Origin of the sequence: Bacillus sp. 1NLA3E (assembly GCF_000242895.2) — a bacterium.
GTDB lineage: Bacteria > Bacillota > Bacilli > Bacillales > Cytobacillaceae > Bacillus_BU.
This window is the reverse complement of the sequence record NC_021171.1, coordinates 3048736-3072132: the sequence shown is the minus strand read 5'-3', so window position 1 is coordinate 3072132 and position 23397 is coordinate 3048736. Positions and strand designations below refer to the sequence as shown.

The 23397-nt window shown below is 36.1% G+C and carries 22 protein-coding genes and 2 pseudogenes; 17 read left to right on the top strand and 7 right to left on the bottom strand.

The annotated features are described in order from the left end of the window. Window positions 1–157: 157 nt before the first annotated feature. Window positions 158–2029, bottom strand: a complete 1872-nt coding sequence (locus tag B1NLA3E_RS14610) for a XylR N-terminal domain-containing protein (RefSeq protein ID WP_015594602.1) — start codon at window positions 2027–2029, stop codon at window positions 158–160. Window positions 2030–2537: 508 nt separating this feature from the next. Continuing rightward, window positions 2538–3416, bottom strand: a complete 879-nt coding sequence (locus tag B1NLA3E_RS14605) for a LysR family transcriptional regulator (protein ID WP_041580572.1) — start codon at window positions 3414–3416, stop codon at window positions 2538–2540. Window positions 3417–3667: 251 nt separating this feature from the next. Here B1NLA3E_RS14605 and B1NLA3E_RS14600 point away from each other — a divergent pair, with 251 nt between their 5' ends. The 17 genes and pseudogenes from B1NLA3E_RS14600 (at window position 3668) to B1NLA3E_RS14520 (ending at window position 17657) form a co-directional block, all read left to right on the top strand. Then, on the top strand, window positions 3668–4504 hold the full coding sequence (locus B1NLA3E_RS14600; protein WP_015594600.1) for an alpha/beta fold hydrolase: 837 nt from the start codon (window positions 3668–3670) through the stop codon (window positions 4502–4504). Window positions 4505–4661: 157 nt separating this feature from the next. Continuing rightward, window positions 4662–5447, top strand: coding sequence for an SDR family NAD(P)-dependent oxidoreductase (locus B1NLA3E_RS14595; RefSeq protein WP_041580571.1), 786 nt, complete (start codon window positions 4662–4664; stop codon window positions 5445–5447). Window positions 5448–5487: 40 nt separating this feature from the next. Continuing rightward, on the top strand, window positions 5488–6489 hold the full coding sequence (locus tag B1NLA3E_RS14590) for an amidohydrolase family protein (RefSeq protein ID WP_041580570.1): 1002 nt from the start codon (window positions 5488–5490) through the stop codon (window positions 6487–6489). Window positions 6490–6507: 18 nt separating this feature from the next. Then, window positions 6508–7776 carry an aromatic ring-hydroxylating oxygenase subunit alpha gene (locus B1NLA3E_RS14585; RefSeq protein WP_015594597.1) on the top strand — a complete coding sequence of 423 codons (1269 nt, stop codon included), beginning with the start codon at window positions 6508–6510 and terminating at the stop codon, window positions 7774–7776. Further along, the gene (locus B1NLA3E_RS14580) at window positions 7773–8252 is read left to right on the top strand and encodes an aromatic-ring-hydroxylating dioxygenase subunit beta (RefSeq protein WP_015594596.1); all 480 of its coding nucleotides are present in this window, start codon (window positions 7773–7775) and stop codon (window positions 8250–8252) included. Before B1NLA3E_RS14585 ends, B1NLA3E_RS14580 begins: the two co-directional genes overlap by 4 nt. 21 nt (window positions 8253–8273) lie before the next feature. Next, window positions 8274–9179, top strand: coding sequence for a VOC family protein (locus B1NLA3E_RS14575; protein ID WP_041580568.1), 906 nt, complete (start codon window positions 8274–8276; stop codon window positions 9177–9179). 343 nt (window positions 9180–9522) lie between these two features. After that, on the top strand, window positions 9523–10305 hold the full coding sequence (locus tag B1NLA3E_RS14565) for a 2-keto-4-pentenoate hydratase (protein ID WP_015594594.1): 783 nt from the start codon (window positions 9523–9525) through the stop codon (window positions 10303–10305). A 172-nt stretch (window positions 10306–10477) separates the two neighbouring features. Beyond that, window positions 10478–11365 (top strand): acetaldehyde dehydrogenase (acetylating), encoded by an 888-nt coding sequence (locus B1NLA3E_RS14560; protein WP_015594593.1) that lies wholly within the window; start codon window positions 10478–10480, stop codon window positions 11363–11365. Window positions 11366–11386: 21 nt separating this feature from the next. Continuing rightward, entirely contained in the window at window positions 11387–12412 is a 1026-nt protein-coding gene (gene dmpG / locus B1NLA3E_RS14555; RefSeq protein ID WP_015594592.1) for a 4-hydroxy-2-oxovalerate aldolase, read from the top strand. Window positions 12413–12735: 323 nt separating this feature from the next. After that, window positions 12736–12856: pseudogene (locus B1NLA3E_RS24110) on the top strand (lysine 2,3-aminomutase); the annotation flags it as partial. A gap of 28 nt (window positions 12857–12884) precedes the next feature. Next, window positions 12885–13241 (top strand): hypothetical protein, encoded by a 357-nt coding sequence (locus B1NLA3E_RS14550; protein ID WP_015594591.1) that lies wholly within the window; start codon window positions 12885–12887, stop codon window positions 13239–13241. 882 nt (window positions 13242–14123) lie between these two features. Beyond that, window positions 14124–14594, top strand: coding sequence for a hypothetical protein (locus B1NLA3E_RS14545; RefSeq protein WP_015594590.1), 471 nt, complete (start codon window positions 14124–14126; stop codon window positions 14592–14594). 91 nt (window positions 14595–14685) lie between these two features. Next, complete coding sequence (locus tag B1NLA3E_RS14540) at window positions 14686–15171, top strand: hypothetical protein (protein WP_144061488.1); 486 nt, start codon at window positions 14686–14688, stop codon at window positions 15169–15171. Between the two features lie 284 nt (window positions 15172–15455). After that, window positions 15456–15872: pseudogene (locus tag B1NLA3E_RS14535) on the top strand (lysine 2,3-aminomutase); the annotation flags it as partial. Window positions 15873–15886: 14 nt separating this feature from the next. Next, a complete protein-coding gene (locus tag B1NLA3E_RS14530; protein WP_041580566.1) occupies window positions 15887–16171 on the top strand; it encodes a YokU family protein in 285 nt (94 codons plus the stop codon). 237 nt (window positions 16172–16408) lie between these two features. Then, entirely contained in the window at window positions 16409–16840 is a 432-nt protein-coding gene (locus B1NLA3E_RS14525; protein WP_015594586.1) for a DUF4279 domain-containing protein, read from the top strand. Between the two features lie 160 nt (window positions 16841–17000). Continuing rightward, a complete protein-coding gene (locus B1NLA3E_RS14520) occupies window positions 17001–17657 on the top strand; it encodes a hypothetical protein (protein WP_015594585.1) in 657 nt (218 codons plus the stop codon). A 569-nt stretch (window positions 17658–18226) separates the two neighbouring features. Here B1NLA3E_RS14520 and B1NLA3E_RS14515 read toward each other — a convergent pair. The 5 genes from B1NLA3E_RS14515 to B1NLA3E_RS14490 all read right to left on the bottom strand — a co-directional run bounded on the left by B1NLA3E_RS14515 (window position 18227) and on the right by B1NLA3E_RS14490 (window position 23308). Then, window positions 18227–19210 (bottom strand): aldo/keto reductase, encoded by a 984-nt coding sequence (locus B1NLA3E_RS14515; RefSeq protein ID WP_015594584.1) that lies wholly within the window; start codon window positions 19208–19210, stop codon window positions 18227–18229. Window positions 19211–19615: 405 nt separating this feature from the next. Beyond that, complete coding sequence (locus B1NLA3E_RS14505; protein WP_015594583.1) at window positions 19616–20371, bottom strand: carboxymuconolactone decarboxylase family protein; 756 nt, start codon at window positions 20369–20371, stop codon at window positions 19616–19618. 197 nt (window positions 20372–20568) lie between these two features. Next, entirely contained in the window at window positions 20569–21219 is a 651-nt protein-coding gene (locus B1NLA3E_RS14500; RefSeq protein WP_015594582.1) for an SDR family NAD(P)-dependent oxidoreductase, read from the bottom strand. Window positions 21220–21282: 63 nt separating this feature from the next. Next, window positions 21283–22482 (bottom strand): MFS transporter, encoded by a 1200-nt coding sequence (locus tag B1NLA3E_RS14495; protein ID WP_015594581.1) that lies wholly within the window; start codon window positions 22480–22482, stop codon window positions 21283–21285. 25 nt (window positions 22483–22507) lie between these two features. Beyond that, the gene (locus B1NLA3E_RS14490; protein WP_015594580.1) at window positions 22508–23308 is read right to left on the bottom strand and encodes an aldo/keto reductase; all 801 of its coding nucleotides are present in this window, start codon (window positions 23306–23308) and stop codon (window positions 22508–22510) included. Window positions 23309–23397 lie beyond the last annotated feature (89 nt).

Sequence of the window (23397 nt, the reverse complement as noted above, 5' to 3'; positions counted from 1 at the left end):
TTTTCATAATATTTTAAAAATTCAAATAAATATATACAGGATTTTATTAAAATTTCTTTGTATTTTTGAGGATTTCTATAAATGGAAAAATATAAGCAACAAAATAGGGGCGGTGTCATTGACACTACCCCTAATAAAAAATCAAAAAAGAATTAATTTAACCAGTTAAATCCCATATTCCGAAAAGAAGGTAAATTTGTAATGCTAAATGTGCATTTAAGAAGTCCTTTGTGTTGCCAAAATCAAGATTTGTAATTTCAGAAATGCGCTTTAATCGGTATCTGACAGCACCATCTGACAACATAAGTTTTCGAGACACTAAGGTTATATTTCCTTGAAATTCTAATAAAAAATAAAGCGTTTTCATAAATTCTGAATTACTTTTTTTATCATAGATTAATAGATCAGATAATAAATTTTTAGCGTACTTTTCAAGTTCGGCAATATTATTAGTTGTAAGTAAAAAACCTAAATATCCTAAATCTTCATAACAAATGATAGTTTTAGTGCTTTCTTTTCTGGAGGCAATAGAAATTGATATGCTGGATTCTTCATAGGCTTTCCTGAAATTTTCCAATCCTTTAAATAATGAACTTATCCCTAAATATAGGTTTGAATGTCCATACTTTTTACGAATTGTTTTTTCTATTAATTCTCCCAATTTTTTAGGAGTTGTTTTCATCTTAATTAAAAACTCTTTGGGGATGAGTACAATAATCTTATCCAATAAATTTGTAACAATGCAGCTCTTACCATATGAATTTAGTTGGTAATTAACTTCATCGATTATTTTATTATTAACTTCAAATAATCTTCCTCTTTTGTCTTCATATTCATTTATATTTAGCATATAAACGTAATGATCTTTGTTTAAGTCATAACCCATCAGTTTCATTCGATAAGTGAGGCTTTTATAATCAGGCTTATCGGTTAACAATTCACTTAAAAAACCGCCTTTTATTCTTTTTTCTGTCTCAATCGCATTACGTTCATTTGAAAAATGAAGCGCACAAATAGTATTAGCCCTTTCTAGCAAGACATAATCTATTTCGTCAAAATTACCATGGATTTTAATTAAAGAGATGTATGCCCACACTTCGTTATTTAGTATGACTGGAGAAGTTAGACGTTCATGTTGACAACCAAACCGTTCATCTATGTTTAATTGAATAGTTCTTTTTTCTTCAAATAATGCTTTCATCCATGGGAGTTTTTTTCTCTTTTCTTTTTGAAAATAATCTTTGAAACTATAGGGGGAAAAACTACCAAAGGATTCTATTAGATTAAAATTTCTGTCCTCAAAAAGAACCGTCGTAGACAGTCGGTTTGATAATACCTCCAGAACACTCGATATATTTCCTCCTTGAATTAATATTTTTGATAATTTTTCACTAATATCAAGCGCATCTCGTAAAGCTTTTTTCTGTTCTTTAATTCGTTGGTAGGCTCTGTCTAATTCGGCGCTTAAGTTTTCCTCCTTAAAGAGGGGCAATATTTCATTTATTTCAGGACCCCAGTCTTTTATTAATTTACCTATAAATCGGCATTGAGAATCTCCTTTTCCAATACATTCTATTTCTTTAAATAAAATATCCTGACCATAATATTCACTTGCATAACCGTTGGCATAACCCATAAGAGTATAGCAAACGGGTTCATTATTTTTTCCAAAATGTTGAATATGTTGTTCAGCCTCGATTGAATAATTAAAAAAGGATTCAAAATAAAACTCATCTCTAAATTTATTACATTTAATCTTGACGGGGTGCAATTTTGCATGTCCTCTAATTTCGTTTACTTTATAGCCAGCATGAAATAATTCAATTTCTGGTTCCCATAAATAATTTTCTTTCATATGCTTGCAATCATTTATTCCGCATTGACGACTATAACGTAATAAAAATCCTTTTACTCGTTCCATTCCAAGAACAGCTACAAGGTCTTTGCGTAATATCCCTAAGGCATTAATTCCAATAAAGTCAGTATTGCCACTTTCTAGAAAACTGTCGAGATAGTTTCGAGTATTCAATAACACTCCTCCTGAAAAAGAAATATTTTTTTAAAATCCCAAATTTTTGTTGATGTGGATTTTTCAATTAATATATTTTCTTGCTTAAGCCCAAGAATGGTATATGTCTATTCCAAGTTAATTCGTAATTCCATTTATAAAAATTTGCAAAAATATAGTGAAAAATTAATAAAAGCCTATATATATTTTTCTGAATGTTTCTAATATTATAAAAACAACAACAGGATCATAGTCAAGTAGAATAATAATAATAATATTTTATTCTAGGAGATGAATTTAAATAATAGGGGGGGATAATGAATCAACCAATTTAGTCCAAGACATATACAACATGACTGAAGATATTGATAAATAGAGTTGTACCAGGTTAGGAAGCATTGCTGTGGGAAAATGAGAATAGTGAAACTAACAAATAAAGAACTAGGGGATCGATGATAGCTTTATGTTTATTGAGAAAAGGGGGATTGATTAAAATATTTTCGATCCCCCTTAAATCGGGGGATACACATTATTTATCTATTTCGTGGTTAATAATTGAATAAATCATCTTTTTAACTGGTTGTTCTATAAGCGGATTTTTTCTGTATTGAACATGAACTTTGTTTGGGATATTTTCAATGCCCTTGATATCTTTAACGATTATGTTATTTGTTTTAACATCATCCACACCTAGGAAAGTGGTAATGCCAATACCTATTCCACTTCCGACTACGCTTTTCAGCATTTCGTTATTGCCGACTTCAATTCGCTTAATACCTGAGATGCCTACAAGCTGCTGTTCAATAGCAGTCCAAAGCGGTGTATGACGTTGATAACAAATGAGTGTTTCTCCTTGCAGGTCAGATGGTTTGACATTTTTTTTATGGGCTAACCTATGGTTTTTCCCACAAATCAAAACTAATTTATCGTCAAACAAATGCTCCGAGATAAAATCTGATCTGTTTGTATAAAAATTTCTAGTAATGACTAAATCAAATTCTCCATTTACCAATTGTTCATTAAGGAGGCCGGAATCCTTTCCTTCAAAAATAGAAACATCTAATTTATCAATAGAAATTATCGAGGATATTAAATCCGATATGAAAGAATAGGAAAAACCAGGGGCAATTCCTACTCTTATCTTGGGGAAATTAGATGAACTAGTGGCTTCCTTTGAATGATTCATATAGGTAAGTATACTGGAGGCGTACTCAATAAAAATCTGTCCTTCTTTTGTAAGGTTCGCGTTTTTTCCTTCGCGCTCAAATAAGGTACAACATAATTCTTCTTCTAATTTTTTTATTCTGGCAGTCACTGTTGGCTGCGTAACATTTAAAATTTCGGCTGCTTTGGAAAAGTTTTTATGTTCAATAATTTTAAGAAAAGTTTCTAATTGGATGGTATCCAAAAAAATCACCCCAATCTATCATTTAAAACTGCCTATATAAAAAATATTTTGAAAATTCACTCAATACCAATGTTTTTTCAATTAGATTTAAGTGAAGTGTGGATTTATCATGAAAGTAATACAATATTTAAGTTTTAATCAGGAAAGGTATCCTTACTTATCCTGGATCTATAAATAGAATACCAGAAAAAGTTTCATTTTTGTGGTATTTTGAAAACCCTTTCAATATTCGTAAATAAGGAGTGTTTAAAATGGATGGAAATTCTAAGTATTTAGACGTAAAGGGTATATCAACTCATTATCATGAGAGCGGTCAGGGTGAGCCAGTTCTTTTAATTCATGGCTCTGGTCCTGGAGTTACCGCTTGGGCAAACTGGCGACTGATTATCCCAAAACTATCCGAAAATTTCCATGTATTTGCGCCTGATATGGTTGGGTTTGGTTATACGGAAAGACCAGAAACTATTGAATATGGTGTAGAAACATGGACAAATCACCTGATCAATTTTATTGAAGCGGTAGGTCAAAGCAATGTGCATATTATCGGAAACTCATTAGGAGGGGCGCTGGCATTACAGATTGCGAATAAAAGGCCTGATTTAGTAGGGAAGATAGTTTTAATGGGTGCTGCCGGTTTACCATTTAAGATGACCTATGGTTTATACAAGGTATGGGGATACGAGCCAAGTGTTGAAAATATGAAAAAACTTTTAGAAATCTTTGCATACAACCAGAAATTTGCGACGGATGAATTAGCTGAGTTACGCTATAAAGCTAGTATCCAGGCAGGTCTGCAAGAAGCTTTTTCAAAAATGTTTGCTGAACCGCGCCAAGAAAAACTAAATCAATTAGCTTTACCAGAAGAACAAATCAAAAAAATAGAAAATGAAGTGTTAATGATTCACGGAAGAGATGATATTGTCGTCCCATACCAGGAAACTAGTTTGAAATTTTTGGAGTTATTACCAAATTCAGAGTTACATATTTTTTCGAAGTGCGGACATTGGACCCAAATAGAGAAAAAAGATGAATTTGCCAAACTTTGTGAAAATTTCCTTCTACGTAATACAACAGTCATCAATGTATAAAGCAGAACGACAGGTCCAGATGGTACATATAGGTTCATTTTATCGTGAGTGAACCTATATTAGAAAGTTTATAATTTGATGCTTACAAACTTTTAGATAATATTCTCATTAATGTATGCGTTACCAATAAATGATTAACAAGGATGGAAGAGAGGTAATGTCAGATATGCCAAATCAATCAGAGATTCTTGAATTAAATTGTAAGGTTGCCATAGTAACTGGTTCTTCCAGGGGAATTGGCAAAGAGATTGCACTTATTCTTTCGAAAGAGGGAGCAAAAGTACTGATTACGGGAACAGAGGAAGAGCGTACAAAAAATGCGGCTGAAGAGGTCGCCAAACAAGCTGGATCAGAAATCGACTATTTTGTTGGAGATCTTTCTATAGAAGAAAATGTGATTGCGATGACTGAAAAGGTAATAAAGCGTTGGGATAAAGTTGATATTCTTGTGAATAATGCCGGAGGCGGGGTAATTCTTCCATTTCTTGAGCACAATGCAGAAACTCTTAAAAAGACAATTGATCGGAATCTATGGACCTGCGTATGGTCTTGTCATAAGGTCCTACCTTATATGGTGCAACAAAATTATGGGAGAATTATTAATATTGGTGCAGATTCTGTTCGGAATGGTCTCTGGGATCATGCTGCATATAATGCTGCTAAAGGGGGAGTACATGCTATAACAACAGGATTGGCCAGAGAATTCGCTCGGTATGATATTACAATCAACACGGTTGCACCTCCTACAGTAGAATCAGAACCTTTAGAGAATATTAGAAGAAAAGATCCTGAATTAGCTAAAAAATATATTGGGCTTATTCCTAAAGGAAGAGGGGCTTATGAAGATGAGATAGCCGACTTTGTTCGTTATTTGGCAACAGATAAAGCAAGATTTATCACTGGTCAAACGATTAGTGTAAATGGTGGAAGTACGATGCTATAAGAGATTCGAGTTATAGAATTGATTGGAGGTGAAAAGTAGTTTGTTAATTGATGTTCATACCCATTTTGTACCTGAAAATCTGCCAATAATGGCAGGAAGAATTGGAGGAGATAGATGGCCTGTAACAACATGTATTTGCAGTAATGCTCATCATAAACAAGTCATAATATCAGGCAAAAATTATAGAACGATAACAGATCAATGCTGGAGTTCGGAACGCAGAATTACAGATATGAATGCTGAGAACGTAGATATTCAAGTCCTTTCTCCTATGCCGGAGTTGCTCTCTTATTGGTTTAATGCGAAAGATACACTTGATTTTTCACGACATATTAACTACCAGCTATCAGAATTTATAGCAGCAAACCCGGATCGCTTTTTGGGACTGGGAATGCTTCCGCTACAAGATCCAGATATGGCGGCAAAAGAAATCCGACCTTTAAAAAAGGATTTCGGTCTAAAGGGGGTGGAAGTCGGTACAAACATAAATGGAAAATCCATTGGCGACCCATATTTTACTCCGTTTTTTGCAGAAGCAGAGGCTGAAGGAATAGCTATTTTTATCCATGCGTTACGTCCCATCGGAAATGATCGAATTGCAGGTCCATCTGCTTTGTCAGCTTTAATTGGGTTTCCAACCGAAAATGGATTGGCAGTTGCTTCACTGATTACTGGTGGTATATTGGAAAAATTTCCTAAATTAAAGATTTATGTAAGCCATGGCGGAGGAACGATTTCGACGATTTTACCACGGTTGAATTATGGATGGGAAACAATGGAGGAAATTAGAAAGGTTTGCCCGCAACCACCAGGGTATTATGCCAGAAAAATCTATTACGATACTTTGGTTTATGACATTAACGCCTTAAGATACTTGCTAACAACCTTTGGATCAAGTCAACTTATGATTGGTTCAGATTATCCCTTTGATATTCGAGAAAAGCTTCCTGGTCATTGGCTAGAAAATTTAGAAATAGATCAAGAGGCCAAGGAAGCGATTATGAATAGGAATGCAATTAAAATGTTCGGAATATTCAATTAAAATTTGAGGGGGATTAGAATGAAAGAATACGTGATTGATGATCGGTTAAATTCAGAGTTTTTAGTCCATCGCAGTGTATTTACAGAACAAGAAGTCCTGGAAAAGGAAAAAGAGGAGATATTCAGTAAATGTTGGTTATTTATTGGACATGAGTCCGAAGTGCCAAACAAAGGTGATTTTCATCGAAAAAAAGTAGGGGGAAGAAATCTTCTGTTTACCCGGGGAAGTGATGGAGTTATTAGAGCTTTGTATAATTCTTGTTCCCATCGCGGTGCATTGGTTTGCCGGGAAAATAAAGGAAATTCCAAGGTATTTAGATGCTTTTACCATGCGTGGAGCTTTGATAATAAAGGGCAATTAGTCGGGCTGCCAGGAAAAGAAGCTTTTTCAGAGTCCTTTAATTGCGATGGATCGAAAAATCTTCAAGAAGTTATAATGCTTGATAGTTTCCGAGGATTTTATTTTGTAAATTTTGATCAAAATGCGATTTTCTTAGTGGATTATTTAGGAAACGCAAAAGAATACCTGGAATTAATTGCTGACCAATCAGAAGCAGGAATGGAAGTTTTGCAAAATCCACAGCAATATAGTGTAAGGGCAAACTGGAAACTATTGGCCGAAAACAGCGTGGACTCCTATCACGGAATGCCTACACACAAAACTTATTTTGATATTGTTGCTACTCGCGGCGGTGAATTATCAAAGGAACATCTTAAAGGTGTAGGAAGAGATTTAGGAAATGGCCATGGAGTGGTGGAATATTCAGCACCTTGGGGAAGACCTGTTGCAAAATGGATTCCTGCTTGGGGAGAAGAAGGCAAGAAAGAAACAGACGAAATCAAAGCTAAATTAGTAGAAAAATTTGGTGAAGAGCGTGCTAATAGAATTACTTCTTTAAATCGAAATCTGTTAATCTTCCCCAATTTAGTGATAAACGATATTATGGCAATCACCATCAGAACTTTTTATCCAATTGAACCAGGGTATATGGAAGTTACGGGCTATGCTTTAGCTCCGAAAGGAGAAAATGAACAGTTTAGACATAGAAGAAATGATAATTTTTTGGAATTCTTAGGGCCTGGCGGCTTTGCAACACCTGATGATAACGAAGCACTTGAGCTATGTCAGGAAGGTTTTTTAAACAATAATGAGGTAGAGTGGAACGATATTTCCAAAGGGATGATTAGGGATATATATGAGTCAAATGATGAAGAACAAATGCGTGCATTTTGGAGACAGTGGGATGAGGTAATGACCAAAAAAGAAGCTGGGAGGGTACAGGTATGAAAATAACGCGTCAAAATATCGAAGACCTTTTATTTCATGAAGCAGAACTTCTTGATGAATGGAAATTAAAAGAGTGGGCAGCCCTCTTCTCATCAGATGGTCGTTATCTAATCCCGCCAATCGGAAATCCTGATGCAGACACAAGCAGATCCCTTTATTTTGTACATGACGACAGAGCCAGATTGGAACAAAGGGCGTTGCGATTATTGAAAAAAGAGGCACATGTTGAATACCCTCATTCAACAACCCTTCACAATATCAGTAATGTAAGAATCGTTCATTCCAAAGAAAATGAAGTAACGGTAAGATCTAATTTTGCCGCATACCGTACAAAACGTGAAATGCTGGATTGCTATGTTGGAATTAATGAATATAAGTTAGTAGAAGAAAATGGAGAAATAAAAATTAAAGAAAAGAAAGTCATCTTAAAACTGGACAGCTTAAGACCCCATGGAAAAGTGAGCATAATCTTATAATCATAGTTGGAGGAGATATTCATGTTTAGATATAAAAAAATTGGTTATGTTGCTTTAAATGTAAGTGATGTAGATAGGTCTACAGACTTTTATGATAAGGTGGTTGGATTGCAGCACGTTGAAAAAAATAGAAATGGGCTTTCTTTTTTCCGATGTAGCAATGACCATCATAATGTGATTCTATATCCATCGACAGAACCAGGAATCAAAAGAGTGGGCTTTCAAATGGAGAATGATAAACAGCTTGACATTGCCTTTAGTGAATTTGTAAAAAATGGATTAAGCCCAAAGGAAGTGTCTCATGCGGAACTTAAGGAGCTTAAACAAGGGAGATCCTTCCGGATTGTTGAACCTAACACTGGGTTAGAACTAGAGTTTTATAGCAAAATGATGTATATGATCAAAGATTTCGTACCCAGACATACAAAGATTCAGCACTTGGGGCATGTTGTTTTAAATGCAACGGATGTTGACAGTACGATAAAATTCTTTGTGGAAAAGTTAAACTTTATTGTGTCGGATCATTTAGGAGAGAATGCGTGGCTGCGCTGCTTCCCCAATCCTTACCATCATTCTTTTGCATTGATAAAAAACACTGAAAATAAATTACATCATGTAAATTTTATGGTAAAGGATATTGATGATATTGGGATTGCCAGAAATCGAATTTTAAATGGTGAGGTGCCGATTGTCTTTGGTCCAGGCCGCCATGAACCATCAGAAAGTATTTTCTTATATTTCTTAGACCCTGATGGAATGACAATGGAATATAGTTTTGGAATGGAAGAGTTTCCAGAAGAAAATGCAAGGGATGCGCGACTTCTCGAGCCAAGTCCATGGACACTTGACAGATGGGGAGGAAAACCTAACCCTCAGTTCGCTTCAAAAGGAAAAATTGAAGAACTTTTGAATCAAACTCAAAAGTAATAGACGTTGGAAAAATCTCAATATGTGTAAATTACTAATAAAAACATTCATGCTTCCATAAACAGGAAGCATGAATGTTTTTAATAAACAATTGATTACAAATGAGGTTTAGTGAAGGAGTGGAAAGTAATGATCTTTTTGTGCAAAAGGCATGTTATTTATGGATTAAAACATCTATCCCTCCCCCATGTTCAAAAAGCTGCAATTCGCCGCAAATGTAAACTTTGTTCTAACAACGCTGATTTTCAAATGGGACTATTCCTTCAAATTCAAAGAGAAGGTAAAAAAGAGCTTAATTTGAAAAATTAATGAAGGATTATTTGTAAAGAAAGGTGAGGGCGTTATGGTTACTAAAATTAGAAGCTTTGCGGAAATGCTTGTTAAGGCAGAAACCTCAAGGATTGGTATGGACCCACTTACATTGCTAGAACCTAATCTATCAATTGGGGAAGCCTATTCCATCCAGTTAGAAAATATAAATAAAAAGGTAAGTAAGGGACAAAGAATAACAGGCAAGAAAATTGGGTTAACATCCAAAGCCATGCAAGACTTGCTGGGGGTTAATGAACCGGATTATGGACATTTACTGAATACTATGATTATTGAGAATGGAGGAGAAATCTCTTGTACTGGTCTCCTTCAGCCAAAAGTAGAAGCAGAAATCGCATTTAAATTAAAGAAAGAACTGACAGGTCCAAATGTTACAGTAGCAGATGTAATATTAGCTACCGATTATATCGTTCCGTCTCTAGAAATAGTTGATAGCCGTATTAAGGATTGGCAGATAAAACTTGTAGATACCATTGCGGACAATGCATCATCAGGATTATATGTACTCGGTGGTACTCCGACAAAGGTTGACGATGTAGACCTCGAACTCATGGGCATGGCCTTTTATAAAAATGGTGTGATTGCCAATACAGGTGCAGGTGCGGCTGCATTAGGGAATCCAGCCATTTGTGTTGCTTGGCTGGCAAATAAATTAGCAGAATACAATATTTCTTTAAAAGCAGGAGAAATCATTTTATCAGGGGCCCTTTCAGCAGCAGTTGAAGCGAAGCCTGGCGATGTGTTTACAGCAAAGTTCGCTTGCTTAGGCGAGGTAAGTGTTCATTTTGTAGATTAATAAAATAGTCGAGTGTTTTAAAGTTAAGTTTAGCTACAGGAGTAGGAAAGGCAATTTTTGTATACAAAACAGTTGAAGCACATATTGAGCTTTTTCAACACCATTGGAATCCTTGCATTGGATAAAATAGCTGGCATGTCCGTAAATATAAAAGACTGAGGAGGAGAATATTTTGTCAAAAGTAAAAGTTGCAATACTTGGTTCAGGGAATATTGGAACCGACCTCATGATTAAACTAGAACGATCAGATATTTTGGAGCTTACCGCTGTGATAGGAATTGACCCGGAATCAGATGGTCTAAAGCTGGCGAGAGAATTAGGGTATTTAGCTGTTGATACAGGCCTAGAGGGATTTCTCGAATATCACGCCGACTTAGCGGATATCGTTTTTGATGCCACATCTGCGAAGGCACATGTCCGACATGCCAAATTGTTAAAGGAAGCGGGGATCAAGGCCATTGATATGACTCCAGCAGCTAGGGGGCCGTTTGTTGTGCCCTCTGTCAATATGGGGTCCAATATTACCGCTGAAAATATTAACTTGATTACCTGCGGTGGTCAGGCGACTATCCCGATGGTCTATGCGGTAAACCATGTGATTCCTGTCGAATATGCTGAAATCGTTGCCACTATTTCCAGCCGCAGCGCAGGACCAGGAACACGGGAGAACATTGATGAGTTTACGGAAACCACTTCACGGGGGATCGTTGAAGTTGGAGGAGCAAAGAAAGGCAAGGCGATTATTATTCTAAATCCGGCAGAACCGCCGATTATGATGCGTGATACCGTATATTGCCTTGTGGAAAAAGGAGCGATAGATGAAGCAAAAATTATCGAGTCCATTCAAAAAATGGAGAAAACTGTTCAATCTTACGTCCCTGGATATCGTCTCCGAACTGAGCCAATCATCGAGGGGAATAAAGTGACGATTTTTATCGAAGTGGAAGGCGCAGGTGATTACCTGCCAAAATATACCGGAAACCTTGATATTATGACCGCTGCGGGGGTAAAAGTGGCAGAAGAATTTGCAAAAAATCAATTAGCGAAACAGATAGTCTAATCGGAGGGGGATTCTGGAAAAATGACAAATACACGGGATATTTTAATTACTGAGGTAGCTTTGCGTGATGGCAGCCACGCTATTGCCCATCAATATACAGTTGAACAGGTTTTAAAAGTAGCGAAAGCGTTAAATGATGCTGGGGTTCCTTATATTGAGGTATCACATGGGGATGGTCTTTCGGGTTCCTCCCTGCAATATGGTCTTTCGCGTACGAATGAAATGGAGTTAATTGAAGCGTCCGTTTCCGTTGCTGACAAGGCGAAAATTGCGGTTCTTTTGCTGCCTGGGATTGGCACGGTCAAAGAACTAAAAGAAGCTGCGAAACTGGGAGTGAAAATGGCACGGGTTGCCACTCATGTGACAGAAGCCGATGTATCTGCGCAGCATATTCAAGTGGCCAAAGAATTAGGGTTGGAAACAGTCGGCTTTTTGATGATGGCCCATATGGCACCAGTTGAAAAATTGGTTGAGCAGGCGAAGTTAATGGAGAGCTATGGAGCAGATACCGTTTATGTTGTTGATTCTGCAGGTACATTGCTTCCTGATGGGGTTCGCGAGCGCATTCGTGCAATGAAACAGGAGCTAAATGTCAAAATAGGTTTTCATGGACATAACAACTTGTCTCTTGCAATGGCAAATACAATAATTGCTATTGAAGAGGGGGCAACACACATTGACGGCAGTGTTCGCTGTTTAGGTGCAGGAGCAGGCAATACACAAACAGAGGTGCTGGTGGCCGTCCTTGATCGGATGGGGATCAAAACGGGTGTGGATAGTTACAAAATGATGGATGTAGCCGAAGACATTGTTGCGCCTATTTTGCAATCGCCGCAAGAGATTACTAGAGACAGTCTTGTGCTTGGATACGCCGGTGTTTATTCCAGCTTTGCGCTTCATGCCAAAAGGGCTGCAACCAAATACGGTATTGATTCACGTGATATCTTAGTAGAATTAGGCAAGCGTAAAGCAGTCGGAGGTCAAGAGGATATGATTGTCGATGTCGCAGCAGAAATCGCCAAGACAAAGGCAGCGGCGATTCGGTGACGTAGAGTTTATAGTTGTTATGCTGGAAGTTGATGGACATGGATCCATTAAATTAAATTGTATTGGTTTAGTTGATAATGAAAATGTAAAAACTTCAGTCGTAAATAGACTATAGGGTAGTGCTATTTGTCAAATAAAAGTTTTTATAAGAACAATTATATTTTCGCACTCTACACACGTTGAGTATAGGAAACATTTTGTAAATATCCTTCATTCAAAACATTATGTCTAATTAAAACTGCAAATCAAGATATTTATTTTCTTGGTTTGCAGTTTTTAGTTATTTAAAAGTACTTATAACAAAAAACACAGCCCCCCTACCTTCACCTGGTGGGGGAGGGAAAATCCCGTTACAATCAAATTATCTCATTTTCACAAAGTGCTGAAAAAGTGGTGTTACGGAATTTTGAAGGTGTGTTAGCATCCTACCCAGAGCCTCAAAATTAAAGTATCACATGTAGAAGGAGGCGGGATGGATATGTTGGTCGGAGACGGACTCCCAGACTTACAAGGGTCATCGATTATAGTTTTTAATACTTTAAAAACTGCTCCTGAAAATGCAACACCTGAAAGCATTAAAGAGAATAAAGATGCAAATTATAAAAATATTAATTTAAATCACTATCCTAAATTAAAAAAGAAATATGAAACAGTTGAAACAAAGCAATTAGTTGCAGATAAACCAGAAAGGTTTGTCAGCTACATTTTAAAAAAAACCATTAATAACACCTTGTATTCTATAAAATTTTCTATGCTAAAAGAAAAGGCTAATGAGAATTTTAAAGCATTAGTAGAAACAATGGCAGCATCCGTGCAATTTCCAGAGTAACTATTTTAAAAATTACATTCAAAAGTAATTTTTGTGCGTTCAATTTAGAAACCTTGTAAAACGTATGTATAACCTCTTTTTATTATAAAAGGTTTTATTCAATTGATAAGGTTGTTTGATAGTAAAGAGTCATTCATAAAATTAAGTAAAATTGTAGAACTTGAAGTTAGTTGTATTAATCAAATTTCAGAGACATTCGTACCTTTTCTATAATCATAAGGTTGTGAAGAAATATACTTCAACTTTCGGGTGTTTTGCTTCAACAAGAAGGCAAGGCATTTTTTATTCAAGTAACGGATCACATAAATTGCGTAACTATGGGTTGTTTTTAAGCAGTTCTTTTTGCTAGGTCTTTAATCAATTATAGGGAGCGATCCAAAAGAATTGCGCTCTTTCTCTATTGGGCCATTATCTACAGTATGTTGTTTCGACGTATTAAACGTATTTTTAAGATACAAAAATAGCCGATTTCTAATTTAGTGGAAACATTATCTACAGTAATTATTTATAGTGTTCAACGTACAAAAAGATAGGACTTTATTTGGAGAGGTAGGTATGATAGGCTTGGTTGCTAGATGAAACAACGGATTCAGCCTTTCAAGACAAATCATGCCCACAGAGGCTTCAAGTCAAGTTCTTAACGCATATCTATGGCTACATGTACACAATGATAAAAGCTGCATTCTATCAACTTTTTTCTCTGATACTGTAGATAATTGCCCGATTGTTTAGTAACAATTAGTAGAATAAATGGAAATTGTGAAGAAATACTTTAAGTAACTTGCTGTTTTGTTGAAGAATACCTATACATATAAATGTGGTTTATTGGATATTTTAACAAAAAAAGGGGAATCTATACATTGAGAAAAGGATGATGAAGAAATGACAATAAAAATTCAAAGATTAGTTAATATTGCAATGGTTTTGCTTGCATGGGCATCACTACCCTTTTTAGGGTCAAGAAACATCAAAAGATTTCTTCCTGCTTCACTCCTTATTCTTCTCTTCGAAGGTATAAACGAAATGATTGGGAAAAGACGTAACTGGTGGTATTTTTACAACAAACCAAAATCACACTTATTTGGAGAATTCCCATTTAATGTTGGTCCGTTTTTTGTAAGTTCATTATGGATATTAAAATGGACATTTGGTAATTTTAAAAAGTTTATATTACTCAATGCGATTCTAAATGCTACCTTTGCTTTTCCAATAGTAATATTTTTAAGGAAAATAAAATATGGTACTTTAGATCGGATAAATGGTTTTCAATTTTTCCTTTATTTTTTTTATAAGGCATTTTTATTGTATTGGTTCCAATATCTTTTTGAAAAAAATTATTTCATCAAAAGGTAATTTCTAAACTCTTCCATGATAAGGGCGCTTTATTGTTACATAGGGAAGCGCTAATTTACTTATAAGGGTGAGTTAGTAGAAGAACAATTAATTGGTTTTAAGGATGAGGCCGTATCTTAGTTATTCCATTATACCAGCTAATATAAGTCAAAAATTTTCATTTAAATTATTGTCTTCTTCGTTTTTGCTAGCCCCTTATAAAGATGAAATCATGCATCCCTTATTTGAAATTGATAATGATCCATTATTTACATATGAAAACCAAGGTACCTACTATCATTATGGCAGTAGGGATAAGCCTTTTCACTTAGATTATTGTTTTGTGTCTCAGGATATTCTGGAAGGTATTCAACAATTTTATATTGGTAATGGCAAGGAGTATCTTTCATATAGTGATTATGTACCTCTTGTGGTTGAATTTACTCTAAAATCATTTACAAATAAACCCATCAAAACAGGATCTAATACAACAAAATCGATTATAGAAAAATCTAAATTCGAAAAGACCATCATTACACCAGAGATATTGCAACAAGAATATTTTCTTCAAATTGATAGAGAGATTGCCACGGTCTAAGAAATTAATGATGCAATTAAGTATATCAAAGCACTGAGAATAATGAGGAATTAATAAGAAACATCAGAATGAAGTTTGTTTTAAATATCATAATTAGAATGTAAACAACCAACATTTCATGTGTTGCCACATACACTTTGGACATGTGGAGTGTGGGAACTTTTTTTAAATAGTCCTTTAAAAACTGGACAAATAATCATATTTCTAATTGAAACTGCAAATCAGGATAATTATCTTATTGATTTGCAGCTTTTAGTTATTTAAAAGTACTTACAATAAAAAACGCAGTCTCAACCTTCGTTTGCGACGGTCCTGGTGGGGGAGGGAAAATCGCGTTACAACCAAATTATCTTATTTCACAAAGTGCAGATAAAGTGGTGCTTAGGAATTTTGAAGGTGTGATAACCTCCTACCCAGAACCACAAAACTATATACCAGGCATAGCGGAAGGCTACTTTAAAGGTGTATATCCGGATTATGAAAAGTACCAATCTAATGTTGGAATATCCGCTATCATGAATGACAGTAAATTCAACCTCATCCCGGAAGATCTCCATCGCCTAGATAGAAGGCAAAAGTACCAGGTTGATCCAAATCACACTTCTCTAAAGGATAAACGTGAAAAACGGGACGAATTAAAAGAAAAGAAATTTAAGGCTCAGCAAAAATCAATCGGTAGTGAAGATCAACAAAATAAATGAGAAGGTGATTCGTGTTGGAGAATAAATGTGAGTGGTGTGGAGGAAACGCAAGCAGCGGTGAAAGCACAGTTTACTGGGAGCTGCCAGATGGATCAAGGGCAATCGAAATTACGATGACCACAGCTGTTATTTGCAAGGAGTGCGGTATGGTGTATCAGACCGACAACATCATTAAAGAAATTGAGGATCAATTGTTTTTAGTAGATACAAGGATAATCGGAAATTCGATAAGTTTTAAGGAGCTTATAGAATTACCAAGATTATTGAAGAGAAATTATTTTGATTTTTCTTCTAAATGATTCTTTCAACTTTAAATGGCGCTCAGAAATGGGTACCATTTTTCATATTTAATAATTTTTTTCTTATTCAACAATAGGGCCATATTGTGGAACATCACTTTTAAAGAAAAATTGGTAAGAAAGAAGATATTGTGAAGATTTTCACTCAAACAAACGGACCAGTTTAGTTGAAGAAGGAATGATATTATATTTATAGATATACGGAACAAATGATGCTTGTGGGAGGAGTAATAACGATTGAATAAAACTAAGACAATGGTTTATTTCAGCTTGTATGGAGATAACTTTTCAATAGATGAAGTTACAGAAAAGTTAAATGTGACACCTACAAAAACTTATAAAAAAGGCGATTTAATTCCAAACCTCTCAACAGTTCGTTACCGAAAAGAGACAAGTTGGGATTTAGGAACAGGCTATGAAGATTCACTTGATGTATGTAACCAACTTCAACAAATTGTAGGTAAATTACAAAATAAGTCATCAAACATTAACGAAATAAAAGAGGCTTATTCTCTGGAGTGTAAATTCTATATTGTCATTAAAATAGAAAAAGGAAACGCCCCTTTTTTATATTTAGATAAAGATATTATAAAATTTGCTTCAAGTATAGAGGCTGAATTTGATGTGGATTTGTACGCTAATCCATATGAAAGTGACTTTAATCAATAAAAAAGTTTCAACAAACTGGGTGCTTTGCTTCAACAAGGGAGCAAGGCATTTTTCTTATTGAAGAAACGGGGCAGGATAGTTCAACAAAAATATCCTATTATTAATTGTTTCAGTTAGTTACATTTATTATAATTAGTGTATAATTACACTTTTTTGGAGGTTGGTTATCATTAGATTTGGTTTCAAGTTGAGAGTGTCACAAGTCATTGTCACCTGTTTAGGTGTCCTTCTATTTATAACTGGTTGTGAGAATTACGAAGTATCTTCATTAAATATAGAAGAATTAGAAAAAGTAGCTGAACAATATTTAAGGACTCGTGATACAGAGGATGAAGCTCAAATCCGTCCTCGAATTGAAACACTTTATTCTATACCTGATACGAACCGAAAAATTGTTTTATTCAGAACAGGAAATGAACAAACTTGCAATAAATGCTATGGGTTTACTCAGTTAGAAATTAAGGGTGAAAACAAGTATGAGTTTGTTGGAGGTACGGATGTATCTAACGGTCTATTTACGGATGGGTTCATCAAAATAGACAAAATGACATACAGCAAGACATACTATGTAATGGTGGTTGACAATAAAGACGGAGATATAAGGAGAGTAGTTATAAAACAAAAGGGTGTCTTTTCTCATACGTTTATTCCTAAAAAAAACCTTTCTGTGTCTATAAAAGAGGTTAGCAATAGGGTTTACACTGAGATGTCTACCCTGAAAACCGAAATCAAGTTTTATGATAAAAATGGAAGAGATATTTCAGAAAGAGTGAAAAAGAATTTTCCAAATGATTTTTGGGAAGGGATTGGGGGATAACAACTTTTAAATAATAGAAGTGATTAACGGCTCTAATTTAGACTGTTTTTTCTTATTCCGTTAATGAGCCGTTTAACTGGATTGCGAAATAATGAAATTAACAAAAAAGGCTTAGAGTTGTCAACTCTAAGCCTTTTTTGATTGTAATATATACTGATTTGTTTTGTGAATTTTACGTTATTTGCTGTGTGTTTAAGTTTGTGATTTAAGGTTTGAACCTCACAAGTAAACCCGTTAGTCTAAGATAGAAGGTTCATTTTATTAAATTGTAAAGAATTACACTTAAACTATCCGGGTGCTTTACTTCAATTACGATATTCAGCAATCGGGCGCTATCCTGATGCAGGGATTAGCGCTTATTTACATTCTAGGGCCATTTAATGGAATAAGACTCTTTACCAAAAATGAATATTTGTATTAACATCGCCAAAGAGATTGTGAAGTATTTCACTTAAACAATCGGTTCAGGTTAGTAAAAAGAGAGATAAAAAAAGAAGGGTGCAGTTCAAACTGCACACCCCCTACTTGACTCACGATAGTAATAAGTGAAGGACCTTAGTTTGTTAGTCTTATGACCATTTACCAGTTAATACCTCTCCTCGGTCTGTTGCTGGTGCAGGTGTTCTTGATAAACGTGAGATTTCATTATACATTTCTGGTGTCATTTTAAAATCGGCAGCTGCTAATGAATCTTCCAACTGGTTTAAATTACGTGCACCAATGATTGGGGCAGTAACAGCAGGATTTGCTTTTACCCAGGCAACTGCTAAAGTGGAAGGATTCACCCCATGCTCTTGTGCATATTTGGTGAACTCTTCAGCTGTAATATAATCTTCATTAGCCCCGTAACGATCCCCATAGCGGGCATCTTCTATAAGGCGACCTTGTTCAGGACGTTTGTTCACTCCGTATTTACCAGTTAATAAACCGCCACCTAGCGGGCTGTAAGTAATTACTCCTTTTTGTTCAGATTGTGCCATTGGCAAGATTTCCACTTCTGCTTGGCGTTTCACCAAGTTATACATCGGTTGGATAAGTTCAAAACGAGCTAATTGCTCTTTTGCAGAAATGCCTAATGCTTTAGTTATTTGCCAAGCTGCCCAGTTACTAACAGCAGGGTAGAGAATCTTTCCTTGCCGTTGCAAATCGTCCAATGCTCGTAGCATTTCTTCCATTGATGTATTTTCATCGAAGTCATGAAGAAAATAAAAATCAATATAATCTGTTTTCAATCGTCTTAGGCTAGCTTCAACATTTTGTATAATGTTACGTCTTGATGTGCCCAATGCGTTGACATCAGGACGGAATGACCAAAAGACTTTCGTTGTGATAATGACATCTTCCCGCTCGTGAGCAATACATTCCCCTAAAATTTCTTCGGAGCGTCCTCCACCATAAGCATTTGCTGTATCAAAGAAGTTGATGCCCACTTCTCGACAACGTTTATACATGGCTTTTGATGTTTCTTCATCGGCATTAGCACCAAAAGACATAGTACCAAAACATAAATTCGAAACATTAATTCCAGTTTTTCCTACTGTACGGTATTCCATTTTGTACCTCCAATATTTATTTATTGTATATAGAAGTTAATCAACTTTTTTAAATTACATATTTGAACCATAGCCCACCATCGTCCAGCTTTTCTATATCCTTTAAGAAGAAATTGACTAGTTGTGTTTTTTTTTTAGATAATTGCTCGTTTCAAATAGTGTCAGGGAGTTAGAGGCACCCTCAGCAATTGGAACTAAAACAAGGCCCAACTCATCAATTAACTCTTAATTTAAAAAGATCCATTGATAGAGCCTCCGCCTTCTAGTATTAATTGATCGATAGAGAATAAACTTTTTAGCTTTTCCACTACAGCAGTAAAATTCAAAACTTCTTTTCCACCGAAAATATAAGAAATACCTAGATTTTTCAGATGAACTAGATGACATAATAAATAACACACTTTCTTAATTTTCAGGAATAACTTCATTAACGCATGCTAATGCGTTTAGTGTTCTTGGAAACCCCATGTATGGAAGGCAATGGGTGATGGCAGTGATCAATGTTTCCTTGTCATTGCCCACATTTAGGTTACCCTGCACATGTGCCTTTACTTGGCATTCAGCACCGCCCAAGCTACTTACGATGCAGAGGGTCAACAACTCCCGTGTTTTCAAATCAAGTCCACCACGGGTGTAGATATCTCCGAAGCAAAAAGCAGAGAGATAATCCTGTATATGCTTTTGGTTTGCAGGGGCATTTTCCCGCATTTTTGCAATTACATCACCAAATATCTGTACCTGCACGGCAAGTCCTTTATCAAAACGGTTATCTTCATTTACAGTCTTTTGACTTTCAATCGGTAAAGCAATATTCTGCGCTTTGAAAGCCTCATTGACTTCATTGATGGCATTTAGCGTTTTTGGGAATCCAATGTACGGAGCACATTGATAAACTGCCTCTTTGATTTCTACAGGTGTCAGCCCAATGTTTAGTGCAGCACCAACATGTGCTTTTAGTTGGGGCAACGTCTGGTTGGTAGCAAGAACGACTAGGGTACTCAACTCACGTTGCTTGTCATCAAGATCACCTTGATAGAAAACTTCCCCAAAAATGAAATGGCTAAGAATGTCCTGAAAGTCAGGGTCGGTAGCAAATGTTGCAGGTACTCCATCTCCAAATAGTTGTTTGAATTTTTCCTTGCTCTTTTCTACACGGTTCATAATTTAACCTCCGCCTTGTCATTAACTCTTCAATTAAAATGATTCCGTTTGATGCATTAAATAAGAATGCCAAGCTAATCTTAATTAGTGTTGCTTTGATCTCTGTTGAACCAACAGAGATTATTTTTTCCAAGACATTCAAGGCATGCTTTTATATTCGAATAACACGAAGGTTTTTGAATCAGAAATCATGAGCTTTAGCTGTACACAATTTCGTATTCTTCGCGTTTTTCATACAGCTCCCAATACTTCTCTGCAATGAGTTCAGGCGCAAAATGAGTGCCCGGAGCGACAGCTCCCGCAATTGTAACCATTCCGACAAAAATGCCTTGAGGCTTTAGTTCTTCAGCTAGAGAAAAGGCTAGGTTACGTATCGCGGCTTTACCTATGCCCAAAGCCGCATAGTCAGCCGAAGGATACAGCGCCAATCCGCCACCCGTGAAGAGGATTGTTCCTGCTTTTTGTTCTACTTGATCCGGGATAACTTGTAGTGCACAATGCAAGGAACCGGCTACGTCCACCTGATAATGAGACACAAGAGAATCTGCCGTCAAGGAAGTTGGTTTTCCGCCTTTTAAAACTGCAGCGTTGTACACTAGCACATCAGTTGTACCGTACTTTTTCTTGATTTGGTCAAAAGCTTCTGTTAGCGATGCCGGACTTGACGCATCCGCAGCGACGGCATAAGCTTCTATTCCTTCCGAGCTCAACACCTGCACATATTGATCCAGCGAATCCCGATTACGGGAGACTAGGACAACACGGAAGTTATTAACACCGAATTTTTTTGCGACATGATTTCCGACACCAGGACCTGCTCCAACAACCACGATAAGTTTTTTATTCATTTTTTATCCTCCTAAAATTTTAGTAAACTCAACAAACAAGACCAATATTACCCTTTTCCTTCGTTACACCTGGTCCCGACTTTTAATAAGAGTTGAGGCGATTAATCCTACTCCTAATAAAAGTGCTAACAATTCAAACGTTAAAAGATAGCTACTTATATTCAAGATACCAATAGCTACAATTGGTCCAAGAGTTGCACCCATAAATAGAATAAACGAGAACAGTGAAATTGCAGAACCCCTTGCAATACCTCCTAATTGTCCGACAAGTGAGATTAGGGTTGAAATGGTTATGGAGACACCAGCCACAAAAACTACACTCATCACGATAAGAAAGAACAAATTAGAGCTAACTCCTAAAATCGCAAGACCTAAAACGGCTAAAGATAAGCCAACTCTTATAACGGTGTGAATACCAAGCTTTGTGACCAGTCTTCCAGAAAACGGAGAAACTAACATACCTAAAATCCCGACACATCTTACATACAGAATACCTTGACTATTTAGAGCGAATGTACCACTTAAATAACTCCCTAGCGTTGTATACATACCAACAAAAGAAAGTAAAAGCGTTAAAGTGATGATGTAACACAAAAGTAATGATTTTTGTGTAATAACCTTTCCCATTTGTTTAAAAGAGTCAAGCATACTTCCTTTTATTTGTGGGACATTACTCTTTGGGATAAAAAACGTTACTAATATTGCAGTGATTAGATAAACCACTCCAAGGATATAGAACACATAAATCCAACCAAAGTTCTCACTTATTAGACTGCTGAACACCTGACCAACAATTCCGGACATTAAAAATCCTGTGCTAACAAATCCAGTTGTAGTGATCCGTTTTTCTGCCGGAAAATATTCTACTACATACGAAAGTGCAGCTGGAGCAAATGTTGCTGCTGCAATTCCTTGGATCGTTCTAAGAGCTATCACCCAAGACAGATTAGCGAACAATCCAACTAAAGGTGAAACAATGGTTAACACAATTAGCCCAAATAATATAATTTGCTTTCGTCCATAGCGATCTGACAAGGGACCGAAAAATAAAAAACCCACAGCATAACAAAATGAAAAAGCACTGCCGGTCCAGGCTGCTTGCGACGTTGATACTTTAAAAGCTCCTGCAAATACTGAAACCAAGGGAATGGTGATATATAGGCTAGATACAACAACTAAACCACACCAAAAAAGTATTGCTGTTATGAGAGAATAACTTCTTTCTGAAGTTTCATGATTAACTTTTACATCTGCTTCTTTCAAAGAAAGGACCTCCTTATTGACATAGCTAATACCATGAAAACAGACTTCTGCCTCCATCCAACAGGGCAATCTTTGCCATATCATCCGCAGATAACGTAAAATCAAAGACATCCATATTTTCTATCATTCGTTCCCTATGGGTGGATTTTGGAATCACAACGATTCCGCGTTGGATTAAATATCGAAGACCCACCTGTGCGTTGGACTTATCATATTTTTGCCCGATCTCTCTTAATGTTTCATTAGAAAAGAAGTGATTCTTTCCCTCTGTAAAAGGAGCCCAAGATTCGATTTGCGTACCATATTGCTTCATTATTTCCTGTGCCTGCGCTTGCTGCCGAAATACGTGTGTCTCCACCTGATTGACCGCAGGAATGACATTGCAGGATTCTACCAGATTCATAAATACATCCGGATTAAAATTAGAAACTCCAATTGCTCTTATTTTTCCGCTTTGATAAGCTTCCTCCATGGCATGATAAATCCCTTGATAGTCAGGAAAAGGCTCGTGCATCAAAAGCAGGTCAATGTAATCGAGCTTTAAAGTCCGTAATGATTCATCAATCGCATTGACTGCTTTTTTGTAACCGCCATACGGTATATACAATTTGGTTGTAATAAACAGTTTTTCGCGGTGCACACCAGATTTTCGGACTGCATTCCCTACAGCTTTTTCATTGCCATATACCTGTGCTGTATCAATCGAACGATATCCAACTTGGATTGCATCCAAAACGCACCGCTCGCACTCTCTGGGACTGATTTGATAAACACCAAATCCCAAAATCGGCATTTTAACACCATTATTCAAAGCGATAGACTCCACAATTTCCCCTCCTTACTGACGTTTCTTATTATGGCACAAAATGAAAAAATTCTTTAACCTATTACTATCAAGTTTTTGCCTAATACTAT